Here is a 13,277-nt window from a genome sequence, read left to right on the forward strand (position 1 = left end):
GCAGACGCCTTTCTATATAATAAAAACCGACATCCTACCATAGAAAGGAGAAGTATCATGAACCACCTGCATTTCGTGGACAAGTACGGCAGCTTCACCATGGACAAGCCGGAAAATGTCAGTTATCTCTACTTTCCGCTGGCCTCTGAGACAGGGCTGAAAAGCTCCCTCACCCCCAATTGGGGCGGGGACGCCAAAATCGATCAGGAGACCTTTTTGCTGGAACCGGTCAGCGCTGAAAATCTCCACAGCAACCGCGGCGTGCGGAACTTTTGGCTGGTGGATGAGGACGGGCAGGCTTTTTCGGTGTCCGGCGCTTCGGCCCGGCAGGAGGCCGACCGCTTCACCCCGGCCCAGGATGACAGCCGGCTCACCGCCGGCCTGATGTGGCAGACGGTGGAGCGCACCGCCCAGGACCTGGGCCTCGATACCGAAGTGACCGCCTTTTGTCCCCGGCAGGACAATGTGGAAATCCTCTGCATCACGGTGCGCAACCAGCAGAATCGAACCCGCCGGCTGACCCCCATCGCAGCCGTTCCCCTCTACGGCCGCAGCGCAGACAACATCCGGGACCACCGGAATGTGACTTCGATGCTCCACCGGATCTGGACCACCGAAAACGGGGTCATGGTCCGGCCCACCATGTCCTTTGACGAGCGGGGCCACCGGCCCAACCACAAAGTATATTATGTAGAAGGATTTGGGCCGGAGGGCCAGAAGCCGGAGGCTTTCTACCCCACCGTGGAGTCCTTCCTGGGCGAGGGCGGCACTTACCTCCATCCCCGGGCCGTTTACGAGCAGTACCCCGGGGTCAAAGCGGGCAGCCGGGCGGAAGGACGGGAGGCCATGGGAGCATTCCGGTTCCCGGCCATCACCCTGGCCCCTGGGCAGCAGGCCCATTATGTCCTGCTGCTGGGGGTCGAGGACAGCGAAGAGGCCGTCAACGCCATTTGGAACAAGTACCACAGCTGGGAACAGGTGCAGGCCGTGCTGGATGAGACCCGCAGCTACTGGAAAGAGAAGGTCAATGTCTCTTTCCGCACCGGAGACCCGGACTTTGACAACCTGATGAAATGGGTTTGTTTCCAGCCCTTCCTGCGGCGGCTCTTCGGCTGCTCCTTCCTCCCCCACCATGACTACGGCCGGGGCGGCCGGGGCTGGCGGGATCTGTGGCAGGACTGTCTGTCCCTGCTGCTGATGGAACCCGGGGACGTGGGCCGGATGATTGAGAAAAATTTCGGCGGCGTCCGGATCGACGGCACCAACGCCACCATCATTGGGGCCGGCGACGGCAATTTCATCGCCGACCGCAACGGCATCGCCCGGGTCTGGATGGACCATGCCCTCTGGCCCCAGATGACCACCAAGCTCTACATCGACCAGACCGGCGATGTGGAAATCCTCAACCGGCAGGCACCTTATTTTAAGGACGCTCAGGCTGTGCGCGGCACCCAAATCGACGCCGAATACCAGCCGGAGCAGGGCGGCTGGCAGCGGACCAGCCAGGGCGAAGTCTACACCGGCACCATCCTGGAGCATCTGCTGATCGAGCAGCTGGCCGCTTTCTATGAAGTCGGCGAACACAACATCTGCCGTCTTCGGGGCGCCGACTGGAACGACGCGCTGGACATGGCGGCTGAGCGGGGAGAAAGCGTCGCCTTCACCTGCGCCTATGCCGGCAACCTGCGGGAGCTGGCCGGGATGATTCGGCTTCTGGAAAAGACCACCGGGTCCAAAACCACCCAGGTGCTGGAAGAGCTGCTGGTTTTGTGCGGCGACCAGACCGAAACCTTTGACGACGCCCGGGCCAAGCAAACCATTCTGACCCAGTACGCAGCCCGCTGCGCCCATCAGATCAGCGGCAAGCGGGTGGAAGTGTGCCTGTCGGATCTGGCCGACAGCCTGGAGCAAAAGGCAGACTGGCTCACCGGCTGGCTCCGGAAACACGAGTGGATCGACGCCGGCACGGCGGAGGGCTGGTACAACAGCTACTATGACAATCACGGCCGTGCGGTGGAAGGCATCTTCCCCGAGGGCGTGCGGATGATGCTGACCGGCCAGGTCTTCGCCATCATGGGCGGCGTGGCCACCGACCAGCAGATCCGGCGGATCACAGCCAGCGCTGACCACTATCTCTACCGGAGGGAAATCGGCGGCTACCGGCTGAACACCGATTTTCATGAGCAGAAATTCGACCTAGGCCGGATGTTCGGCTTTGCCTATGGTGAAAAAGAAAACGGGGCGGTCTTCTCCCATATGGCGGTGATGTATGCCAACGCCCTGTACCGCCGGGGTTTTGTGCAGGAGGGCTGGAAGGCTCTCAAGACTCTGGCAGACACCGCCCTGGACTTTGACACCAGCCGCATCTATCCCGGCATCCCGGAATATTTCCGGGCCGACGGCCGGGGGATGTATCACTATCTGACCGGCGCCGCCAGCTGGTACATGATGACCATGATCACCCAGGTTTTCGGCGTCCGGGGCGAAGCAGGCGACCTCCTGCTCCAGCCCAAACTCACCGCGGCCCAGTTTGACGCCGAGGGCAGTGCCTCGGTCCATGTGACCTTTGCAGGGCGGCGGCTGGAAATCCGCTGCCAGAATCCCGGGCGGCTGGAATACGGGCAGTACCGGGTTCAGAAAGTCCTCTGCGGCGACGCTGAGCTGTGTGCAGGCAGCTGTGACAGCGTCATCATCCCCCGCCGGGTGATCGAGGCTCTGCCCGCCGAGCAGAAACAGGTTTTCACTGTATATCTGGGATAAAACAGGCAGGAATGATTTTTTGATAACGCCCAAAAGGCAGAAAGCAACGAGTATGAGATACGGATATTTTGATGACAAAGCCCGCGAATATGTGATCGATCGCCCCGACACCCCAGCCCCCTGGGTCAACTATCTGGGGTCGCCGGCCTACGGCGCCATCATCTCCAACAACGCCGGCGGCTACAGCTTCGAGCGGTCGGGTGCCAACGGCCGGATTCTCCGGTATGTGTTCAACCAGTTTGACCAGCCGGGCCGGTATATCTATCTGCGGGATGACGACAGCGGGGACTTTTGGTCCGCCTCCTGGCAGCCGGTGGCCAAGGACCTGAACGACTACCAGGTCAAGTGCTGCCACGGCATGGGCTATACCCGGATGGAGGCCAGCTATGCAGGCATCTCCTCCAAGGCTGTCTACTATGTGCCTCAGGGCAAAGCCTATGAGGTATGGGCCCTCACCGTCACCAATGACTCGGACCGGGACCGCAGCCTGACCCTGACAGGCTATGCTGAGTTCACCAACCACAGCAACTACGAGCAGGATCAGGTCAACCTCCAGTATTCCCTCTTCATCGGCCGGACTGTGTTTGAAGGCAACCGGATCACCCAGCAGATCCATGGCAACCTGGACGCCCTGGCCCAGGGAGAAGATGTGGATGACAAGACGGTAACCGAGCGGTTTTTCGGCCTGGCCGGTGCGCCGGTCTCCTCCTACTGCGGGGACAAGACCGCCTTCCTGGGGGCTTACCATGGCTACGGCAACCCTCAGGGGGTGGCAGCCGGAGATCTGGGCAACGTGGAAAGCTACAACGAGAACAGCTGCGGCGCCCTCTCCTGCAAGGTGAAGCTGGCCCCCGGCGAAAGCAAAACCATCCTGTTTGCAACCGGCATGAAACCCTCGGCCGAGGCCGCCGCCATCCTGGCAGGCTATGCCGACCCCGCCGCCCGGGTTCAGCAGGAGGTAGACGCCCTCAAGGCTGAATGGTACAGCCGGTTCAGCCACCTGCAGGTGGAGACCCCCGACCCCGCCTTCAACACCATGCTGAACACCTGGAACGCCTATAACTGCTTCATCACCTTTATTTGGTCCCGGGCTGCCTCCCTGATTTACTGCGGCCTGCGCAACGGCTACGGCTACCGTGACACAGTCCAGGATATCCAGGGCATCATCCATCTGGAGCCGGAGATGGCCTGCGAGAAAATCCGCTTCATGCTGTCGGCCCAGGTGGACAACGGCGGCGGCCTGCCCCTGGTCAAGTTCACCCACAACCCCGGCCATGAGGACACCCCCGACGATCCCTCCTATGTGAAGGAAACCGGTCATCCCGCCTACCGGGCCGATGATGCTCTGTGGCTCTTCCCCACCGTCTACAAATATGTGGCTGAGAGCGGCAATCTCGCCTTCCTGGACGAGGTGATCCCCTTTGCCAACAAGGATCAAGGGACTGTCTACGAGCACCTCAAGCGGGCGGTGGAATTTTCTCTCAACCACCTGGGACCCCACGGCCTGCCCGCCGGCCTGTATGCCGACTGGAACGACTGCCTGCGGCTGGGCGCCAACGGCGAGTCGGCTTTTGTGGCCTTCCAGTTCTATTACGCCATGCGGATTCTGCGGCAGTTCGCCGCACATCGCGGCGCCGACCAGGATGTCCGCTGGCTGGATGAGAAGCTGGCGGAATACCACAGCCGCATCCAGGAGCTGTGCTGGGACGGCGACCGGTTCATCCGGGGCTTCACCGAGGCCGGCGAGCAGATCGGCGAAGCTGCCGCACCCGAGGCCAACTTCTGGCTGAACCCCCAGAGCTGGGCCGTCATCAGCGGGCTGGCAGATCCGCACCAGGCGGATACCGTCATGGAGGGGGTCAGCCAGCGGCTGAACACTGCATACGGCGCGGTTTTGATGGACCCGCCCTACCACGCCCACGCTTTTGACGGCGCACTGGCCGTGATTTACAACCCCGGCACCAAGGAAAATGCCGGCATCTTCTCCCAGTCCCAGGGCTGGCTGATCCTGGCCGAGGCCCTGTGCGGCCACGGAGAGCGGGCTTTCGGCTACTTCACCGAGAACGCCCCTGCCGCCCAGAATGACCGGGCCGAAATCCGCCATCTGGAACCTTACTGCTACGGGCAGTTCACCGAAGGGCCGGCCAGCAAACACTTCGGCCGTTCTCAGGTCCACTGGCTCACCGGCACTGCCTCCACTGTGATGGTGGGCTGTGTGGAAGGCATTCTGGGCCTGCGGCCGGATCTGGACGGCCTGCGCCTGGCCCCCGCCATTCCCAAAGAGTGGGACGCCTTCACCATGGAAAAAGACTTCCGTGGCCATCGGCTTCACATCCGTGTGGAGAACCCCGGCCATCGTGAATCCGGCTGCCGCAGCCTGACCCTCAACGGCCAGGCCATGCCGGACAACTACATTCCCGCTTCCGCCCTTCAGGACGAAAACAACATTATCCTCACCATGTGATCCACAAAAAAGACCGCCGGGTGCTGCCTCTGGGGAGAAGGCAGCACCCGGCGGTGCTTTTGTTTTCAGATCAGGTGGTCAGACCGACGCCGTTCCCGGCGAGATCCGGGCGGGGAGACTCTGCCCCCCATTCCACCATATAGTAGGTGTCACGGTATTTCTTGGGGGTCATCCCCACCACCTCCCGGAATTGCTGGATAAAATGGCTCTGGGAGGAAAAAGAAAGCCGGTTGGCAATGTCAATCATCGAGTCGTTGCTGAACCGCAGCAAATTCTTGGCCATGTCGATTTTTCGGTTGCGTATGTAGGAGCTAACCGAAATCCCAGTTTCCTTTTTAAACAGCCGCGACAAATAACTGGCGGACACGCCCAAAGCATCTGCCAGATCTTCAATGGTGATTCGCTCCTTGATATGGGCGTAGATGTATTCCTTGCAGGCATTGATGTGCTTGGAGTTGGTGTTGCTGTGGTGGTAACGGCGCATCTTCTCGGTGTAGTCCATCACCATCTCGTCGTGCAGGTGCTTGATCTCGTCAGCGGTATGGATATCGTCCAGCTTCTGGATATAAAAATCGCTCAGCCGGAATGCCTGTTCCAGCTCCATGCCGTGCTGGCGGCACATCCGCGTTACCATGGCTGTGGTGACCACGAAATGATATTTCAGGTTGGTAATGGGGTCCCTGGACAAAACGCCAACCCCTTCTGTATCCATAAAGCGGCCCTGTTCGCAATTTTTTCGGACAGCATCCACATCGCCGTTGGCCACGGCACGGTAGAACAAAAATTCCTCGCTGGGTTCACGGTGCTCCATCTCATCGATGTCATCGTTAGCCTCGATTACAAGCCATTCATCTTTGTAACTCATTGCCGCATCTCCTTGAACCGCTTCTTGCTGTTCTGCTTAAAATCCCGCGTTCATGGAATCTTATTATGGTCAAATATACTATAACACAGCAGAGAAAACTTCTCAAGTTCTTAAAGATAGATCTTATCGCCGAATCTTGATTCGGTAAATACCTGAAAGCTGTTATGCGTTCACCAATGGAAGCCCAAAGTTTCTATTCTGTCCAACGGATTAAATCTATTCTTGTAGGATTTTCCAAATCGTTCGACATATCGTTGACATTTGCATTTTTCAGTGATACCCTGTTCCTCAACAAAGCCGCTTTACTCAACGAAAGCTACTACATTGCTTTGTTTGTCCGCTCCGCAGCTTCACCAAACTGTTTTGCCGCCATCCACCCACGACAAAATCTTTTGGTGCTGTGGAGCCTTTTTCTTTTCGAGAGACTTGCAGCCGGACAACCGGCTCGCAATTCTTCATACGTACCTTGACAACTTTATCAGCCGTCCGGACTGGATACAGCGCCATGACCCCGCAGAAATGCGGGCGAGCCTGACAACGCCGCTGCAAAACAGGGGCAGGAACTTAATTCGGATGAGAACGGCAACCCCACCAAGCAGGAGACACTGTGCACTTCCCTACTTTGACCGATTGGAGACCGTTTTGAAATAAAAATTTTCAAAATGGCGGAAAAAGTAAAAGCAAGTATCGACCCGTGGCCACAATTTCACAAATTGAAATGGATGCCGCACGCTCCGGTCGTACTTGTTGGGGAGTGCCTTCCCCAAACCCTGCTCATTTCGCGCTCTGCGCGTTCTTCGGCTGCGCCGCACCATACATAGCTCCCCACATTCGATGGGAGCTAGTCAAACGACAAGGAGGTACAATGACCAACACCAACACTCGTTCGACTAGACACAAAACTCAGCACAGCGGCACACCGAGGAAAACGCAGCTCATCAAGTTCAGAGTCACCCCAGAAGAAAAGCGGGACCTGGAGATCATGTGCGAGATTCTCCATGTCAACATGTCCACCCTGCTTCGCCGCTGCTTACGCACCAAACCCATCAAGCAAACCATTGTTGTCACCGGCGGCGGAGAAGATGCACTGAAACTTCTTCACATTGTCATCGGCAGCGTCCGGGTGCGGGAGATTCCCCGCCAGCCCTATATGGAAAAGCCCTGTGACTGGAAGGAGGGCATAAAGCATCGCTGCACGGCCGCGATGCTCCGGCACCTGCGGGTCGAGACCATGGAGCTTTGCCAGGGGGCCGGACTCTACCAGATCGATCTGCTGAACGGCACTGGTGAACGGATTACAGAACGGGAATACTGGGCGCTGCGGCGCGGCCAGCGCCGCCTCGACCACGCCAACCAGAAGGCAGCCGCTTCCGGTCAGCCCATCCGGCAAACCAAATATGAAACCGAGAAAGCAGCCCTTCGTCGGCAAATCCGTTCTGTTCTGGCCAAGGTTACCAGCTTGGAGGAATTTTCCACTCAGCTTTTGCAGGAGTATGGCGTCACGGTTCGTGAAAGCCGCGGCCGGTTCAGTTACCTCACCGCCGGCCGCACCAAGCCCATCTCCTCCCGCAAGCTGGGCGATGATTTTTCCAAAGATAAAGTTCTGGCTGTTCTCGCAGAGAATGCCGAACGAAAGAAAACCGCCAAACTCTACAGTTCTGATCCTCACCCCGACTGCATCAGCCGCCTGATTGACATTCAGGCCAAGCTGGCCGCAGGCAAGGGCGCAGGCTACGAGCACTGGGCCAAGATTTTCAATCTCAAACAGCTGGCAAAATCTATAGCGCTTTTCACCCGGTACAACCTGAACAGCGAGGAAGAACTGGACGCCCGCGTAACTGAACTTCAGGAAAAACGAGACGAGAGTCTCAAGGTGGTGAAAGACCTGGAAAACCGCATCAAGTCCAACCGGGAACTGAGCCACCATGTTTCATCCTATCTCCAGAACCGGAAGTTTGCCCAGCAGGTCAAGACTGCAAAAAAACCGGAAGTCTTTCGGGAACAGCACCGCGCCGAACTGACAGCTTACCAAGCGGCAGCCGCCTATTTTAAAGCCCAAAAAATCACCAAGCTGCCAAGCCTGAAACAACTGGAAGCGGAACGCGAACAGCTAATCTCGGAAAAAGCCCAGTTCTATGAGTCGTATCGTGAAGCAAAAAAGGCATGGATAGAACTCAGCACCGCACAGCAAAATCTGTTGTCGACCCTCCATCGAAAGGATCGCCACCAGGTACAGGAAGGAGGGCTGCATGACACAGACATTGCACATTGACCCTGAATTCAAGGCACAGATTCCACCCCTGACCCAGGATGAACGCAAACAGCTGGAGGAAAACATTTTGGCCGAGGGCGAGCTGTTGGCTCCGATCCTTGTTTGGAACGGCACCATTGTGGACGGACACAACCGCTATGAAATTCTGCAAAGCCACCCGGAAATCCCATGCATTGTCCGTAACTTGGAGCTGGAAACAAGAGATGAAGTCCTCGTCTGGATTTGCAAACATCAACTTGGCCGTCGGAACCTGACCCCAGAACAGAAAAAGTTTCTGATGGGCAAGCAGTACGACGCCGAAAAGCAGGCTGATGGATTTCATGGAAACCAGCACACGCGCCCGGTCCCGTCTGCCGGTGCTCAAAATGAACACAAGCAGACCGCTGAGAAAACCTGTGAACGGATCGCGCGGGAAAACCATATCAGCGCCAGCGCTGTCCGTCGGGCGGCACTGTTCGCCGCAGGCGTGGACCTCGCAGAGGAGTTGTGTCCCGGCATCCGGCGGCAGGTCCTTTCGGGTGATTTGAAGGCGCCGGACGCACTCTTTGAGCGTTTGGCCAAGGCCAGGCCGGCGGATTATGACGCCCTTCTGGAGCAGATCAAGAACCCTCAGTCCAGGGCAAAGCCTGCCGCCAAGCAGAAATTATTTCAAACGGAGAAAAGTGCATCAAGCGAGCCGTCATTGGCACCACCCCCAGGCGAGAGGAAGTCAGTCCTTGAAGAAACCTCCTCCATTTACGGTCAGCTTGCCAACGCCGTTGCTTCTATGCAGGAAAGCTGGGAGACCATCTTCAAACAAACGCCCACACTGCTTACCGACTCAGAACAGAGAAAAGCTGTGCAGGCTATTCTGGAAAAGCATCTTGCCTATCTGGCTGCGTTGGGTTTTAGCCTGTCAGAAGTGCTAGGGTCAGAACAAGAACAATCGGCGTAGTTTTTCATTCTGTCCAGCTCCGTTAGGGTGGGATTGAGGTGGGCTGGTTTATACTTCCTTTAAAAACTTGGGAGAAAATGCCGGATGGGGCACGTGTTTTGTGTTCCTGCTTGTAAAATTTACCGGCTTTCAAAGTATGAACGTCGGCTTTTCCACACGGGGCTTCAAAGCTTCCGATCAACTGGGTGTGTGGACCAGAATAGGAGGTGTCGTTGAATAAGAAAAAAGCTGTAAACAACTCTTCTTACCCGGACGAAGTCATCGAGCGACTGGCCCGATGTTTTTATCCGGCGATTCTGGAAAGCTTCAACAATGAAGAAGACCAGAAAGCATTTGCCGCATGGCAGGCAGAGCAGGCCCGCTGCCCGGCAAAAGAAAATCAGGACGTTCCCAACGGGGAACGCCCTGACATCCATACACAGCTTTTTTCAAGTTGGGTGCGTCCTTCGGGACGCACCCTTTTTTTATTTTTCAACCAAGAAGAACGAATCAGACTATTCTAGCTCTTCGACGTATCCGTACAATCAGCAATCCACCCACTCCATTTCCTGTTCGACTTCCCAAAAAGTCTTTCCATCAAAAATAGGGGCAATTTGAAACTCTTCCTGTCCTTCAGTGATAGACGAACCGTTATATTCCCAAACATAGCCTTCTTTAGCAGGATCTATTTGGAAAATTTCCATATGGACAGTGTTTTCATTGGGCATATATCCCTGAAACCAATACTTTTTACCTTTATAGATAAACACGGTATCCTGGCATGTGGAAATTCTATCTATAAATTCATTTGTACTTCCGTTTATCATCTTATCTTAATCCCCTTGGAAATTCCTCATCCTTTTCTTTCATAAACATCTTTTTCAAACCGAAATGAAATAAATCAATCTCTCTGCGCTTTTGGAGAGATGCCTTGGTTCAATTCGCCCAGGAAAATGAAAAATCCGAACCCTTCTCCTACAGGAAAAAGGTTCGGATTTTTCTGATTTGGTGGGCGCGGGTGGATTCGAACCACCGAAGCATTAAGCAGCAGATTTACAGTCTGTCCCCATTGGCCACTCGGGAACACGCCCATATTCATTTTCGCGGTGTCCGTTTCGTTTGCCGGACGACTCGTTTATTTTACCACAGGTGAAGCGCCTTGTCAAGAGTTTTTTCAGATTTCTTTTGGATTTCTGTCGGAACCCTTTGGGAAGACATTTGACTCTCCCCCTGCGCTGCCGTAGTTTTCCGGACCGCTTGCTTATTTTATCACCGAAGGCAGATTTTGTCAACGGGTATTTTTCGGTTTTTTGCCCAGGCCCCTTTCCGCCGACAAAATCCTGTTTTCTCTTGTGTTTTTTCAGGCTGTACTTTATAATAATGTCAGCGGCGACAAGGTTGGACGAGGGGTTTTATCTCCCCCCGCGGGCATCTGCCTGGACGGTAGCGGCTGACGGGTCTTTTTTGTTGTGCAAAAACAGCCGTCCGTTCCCAGCCTTCGCCGCGGTCCGCTCAAACCGTGAAGGAGGTATTTTGGAAACAATGAATTTTCTCGAACAATTCCTGGAGCTGTTCTCGAACTTCGGGAACCTGAATTGGCAGATGCTGGTGATGTGGGTCGTCGGCGGTCTGCTGATCTATCTGGCCATTGCCAAAAAAATGGAGCCCAGCCTGCTGCTGCCCATGGGCTTCGGCACCATTCTCGTCAACCTGCCCCTGTCGGGCGCCATCACCCAGGGCGACACCGAAGGCCCCCTGTCGGTTCTGTTTGAGGCAGGCATGTCCAACGAACTGTTCCCCCTGCTGCTGTTCATCGGCATCGGCGCCATGATCGACTTCGGCCCCCTGCTGGAGAAACCCTGGCTGATGCTGTTCGGCGCTGCGGCCCAGTTCGGCATCTTCTTCACCCTGTGCATCGCGGGCCTGTTCTTCCCCCTGAAGGACGCCGCTTCCATCGCCATCATCGGCGCAGCCGATGGCCCCACCGCCATCTTCGTGGCCAACACCCTGATGTCCGACTATCTGGGACCCATCATGGTGGCCGCCTACAGCTACATGGCCCTGGTGCCCATCGTTCAGCCCCCTGTCATCCGCGCCCTGACCACCAAGAAGGAGCGCTGCATCCGCATGTCCTACCAGAAGGGCAGCGTCAGCCGCACCACCCGCATCCTGTTCCCTGTGGTGGTCACCATCCTGGCCGGCCTGGTGGCCCCCGCCAGCGTGGCTCTGGTAGGCTTCCTGATGTTCGGCAACCTGCTGCGTGAGTGCGGCGTCCTGAATTCCCTCAGCGAGACCGCCCAGAACGCCCTGGCCAACCTCATCACCATCCTGCTGGGCATGACCGTGGCCAGCCAGATGACCGCCGACAAGTTCGTCCGCCCCGACACCCTGCTGATCCTGGCTCTGGGCCTGTTCGCCTTTGTCTTTGACACCGCCGGCGGCGTCATCTTCGCCAAGGTTCTGAACATCTTCCTGCCCGAGGGCAAAAAGGTCAACCCCATGATCGGCGCAGCCGGCATTTCGGCTTTCCCCATGAGCGGCCGTGTGGTCAACCAGATGGGCCTAGCCGAGGACAACCAGAACTTCCTGCTGATGTACTCCATCAGCGTCAACGTCTCGGGTCAGATCGCTTCCGTCATCGCCGGCGGCCTGCTGCTGGCCCTGATGGGGGTCTGATCCTCCGTCCCGCTGTCCCGGCGCCTGCCTGCGGCGGGCCCGGCCTCTCCATGTTACCATAAGAAAGGGCTTTGCATATGAACTTCGCTTCCCTGTCCCAGACCCTGCCGATGATGCTGATCGGCATGGTGGGCATCTTTATCGTGATTGTGGCCATCATCCTGGTCATCACCCTGCTGGGCAAGCTGTCCAACCGGTAAGCAAACGCAAAAGAAATCCCGTGTCCCTTTGGGGGACACGGGATTTTTTCGTTTTGGATTTTACAGCTCCGCTTTGGCCCGCAGCAGGAAGGTCTGGATCTGGTCCAGCTGCTTTTCGGCCACGGCGCGGCCGGTGTCATAGACCCGCTGCAGCTCCCGGGGGTCCCGCTCCATGGCGCCGATCTCCAGGGGGATGGGCGGGCGGATCACATAGGCGTCGCCGGCCTCCTCCAGCATCGAGATATAGGACAGGGTCTCGTTGTAGCGCTCGTGGCGGTCGGCCGCCGCGGCCACAAAGGCCGGATAGCGGGCGTACCGTGCCCGGATGATGGGCAGGAACTTGGTTTTCTTTTTCTCAAAGCCCTTGGGCTGGGTCAGGATGATGAGGTTCTTTTTGTAGCCGATGGATTCCAGGAACCGCACCGGGATGGAGTCCGCAATCCCTCCGTCCAGCAGGCGGTGGGGTCCGATCTTTACCGTGCGGGCCGCCAGGGGCATGGAGGCGGAGGCCTGCATCCATTTCAGGTCCTCCTCGCTGCCGGTGCGGCACTTGTGATAGACGGGGTCGCCGGTCCGCAGCTCGGTGCACACCACAAAGAATTCCATCGGGGACGCCGCAAACGTCTCGGTGTCAAACGGGTCCAGCTTTTCCGGGATATCGTGGTAGCAGAACTGCTCGCTGTACAAGTCGCCTGTGTGCAGCAGGTTGTGCATACTGGCGTAGCGCTTGTCGTTGCAGTAGGCCAGATTGTAGCGGATAACCCGCCCGGGCTGGTGCGACTTGTAATTGCAGCCAAACACCGCCCCGGCCGAAACGCCCACCGCCCCGTCAAAGGTGACGTTGTGTTCCATCAAAACATCGGTGACGCCCGCTGTGAACATGCCGCGCATGGCGCCGCCTTCCAAAACCAATCCGGTTTTCATGATCTGCTCTCCCCCTCTGTGACGGCGGGCAGCCCCGCCGGCTGTCGTTGCGGCGGCGGGCCGTGTGAAGCCCCCGCCCGGAAAATGTTTTCTCCGTTGACCACAAGTATAATCAAAAACCGGCAAAAGTACAAGAGGCCCCCGCCCAAAAGGGGGCTGTAAAAAGGCGCGGTTTTTGTAAAATTTTCGCGCAAAAAGCTATT

At 57.1% G+C, this 13,277-nt stretch carries 10 protein-coding genes and 1 tRNA gene; 7 read left to right on the plus strand and 4 right to left on the minus strand.

Features of this window, described 5'->3' with window-relative positions; genetic code table 11:
* Nucleotides 1–57 precede the first annotated feature (57 nt).
* Both B5F27_RS06275 and B5F27_RS06280 read left to right on the plus strand, forming a co-directional pair.
* Nucleotides 58–2,760, plus strand: coding sequence for a cellobiose phosphorylase (locus B5F27_RS06275; RefSeq protein WP_087365522.1), 2,703 nt, complete (start codon nt 58–60; stop codon nt 2,758–2,760).
* A gap of 52 nt (nt 2,761–2,812) precedes the next feature.
* Nucleotides 2,813–5,224 (plus strand): glycosyl hydrolase family 65 protein, encoded by a 2,412-nt coding sequence (locus B5F27_RS06280; protein ID WP_087365524.1) that lies wholly within the window; start codon nt 2,813–2,815, stop codon nt 5,222–5,224.
* 70 nt (nt 5,225–5,294) lie between these two features.
* On the opposite strand, the gene B5F27_RS06285 is transcribed toward B5F27_RS06280, so the two are convergent.
* Entirely contained in the window at nt 5,295–6,089 is a 795-nt protein-coding gene (locus B5F27_RS06285) for an AraC family transcriptional regulator (RefSeq protein ID WP_087365526.1), read from the minus strand.
* An 865-nt stretch (nt 6,090–6,954) separates the two neighbouring features.
* Here B5F27_RS06285 and B5F27_RS06290 point away from each other — a divergent pair.
* From B5F27_RS06290 to B5F27_RS06300, 3 genes are all read left to right on the plus strand, one after another.
* Nucleotides 6,955–8,361 carry a relaxase/mobilization nuclease domain-containing protein gene (locus tag B5F27_RS06290; RefSeq protein ID WP_144066489.1) on the plus strand — a complete coding sequence of 469 codons (1,407 nt, stop codon included), beginning with the start codon at nt 6,955–6,957 and terminating at the stop codon, nt 8,359–8,361.
* Nucleotides 8,339–9,295: a ParB N-terminal domain-containing protein gene (locus B5F27_RS06295; protein ID WP_087365531.1), complete on the plus strand. Its 957-nt coding sequence runs from the start codon at nt 8,339–8,341 to the stop codon at nt 9,293–9,295. The genes B5F27_RS06290 and B5F27_RS06295 overlap by 23 nt, the downstream gene beginning before the upstream one ends.
* A gap of 206 nt (nt 9,296–9,501) precedes the next feature.
* Nucleotides 9,502–9,798, plus strand: a complete 297-nt coding sequence (locus B5F27_RS06300; RefSeq protein ID WP_087365533.1) for a hypothetical protein — start codon at nt 9,502–9,504, stop codon at nt 9,796–9,798.
* Between the two features lie 21 nt (nt 9,799–9,819).
* On the opposite strand, the gene B5F27_RS06305 is transcribed toward B5F27_RS06300, so the two are convergent.
* Nucleotides 9,820–10,101, minus strand: a complete 282-nt coding sequence (locus B5F27_RS06305) for a hypothetical protein (protein ID WP_087365534.1) — start codon at nt 10,099–10,101, stop codon at nt 9,820–9,822.
* Between the two features lie 179 nt (nt 10,102–10,280).
* Nucleotides 10,281–10,365, minus strand: a tRNA-Tyr gene (locus B5F27_RS06310).
* 451 nt (nt 10,366–10,816) lie between these two features.
* Between B5F27_RS06310 and B5F27_RS06315 the strand changes: the two genes are divergently transcribed.
* Nucleotides 10,817–11,950 carry a sodium ion-translocating decarboxylase subunit beta gene (locus tag B5F27_RS06315; RefSeq protein ID WP_087246196.1) on the plus strand — a complete coding sequence of 378 codons (1,134 nt, stop codon included), beginning with the start codon at nt 10,817–10,819 and terminating at the stop codon, nt 11,948–11,950.
* A gap of 77 nt (nt 11,951–12,027) precedes the next feature.
* Nucleotides 12,028–12,150, plus strand: a complete 123-nt coding sequence (locus tag B5F27_RS06320; RefSeq protein ID WP_087246195.1) for an OadG-related small transporter subunit — start codon at nt 12,028–12,030, stop codon at nt 12,148–12,150.
* A gap of 60 nt (nt 12,151–12,210) precedes the next feature.
* On the opposite strand, the gene B5F27_RS06325 is transcribed toward B5F27_RS06320, so the two are convergent.
* Complete coding sequence (locus tag B5F27_RS06325) at nt 12,211–13,074, minus strand: patatin family protein (protein ID WP_087246194.1); 864 nt, start codon at nt 13,072–13,074, stop codon at nt 12,211–12,213.
* Nucleotides 13,075–13,277 lie beyond the last annotated feature (203 nt).

Source organism: Faecalibacterium sp. An192, assembly GCF_002160175.1.
Taxonomy (GTDB): Bacteria; Bacillota; Clostridia; order Oscillospirales; family Ruminococcaceae; genus Faecalibacterium.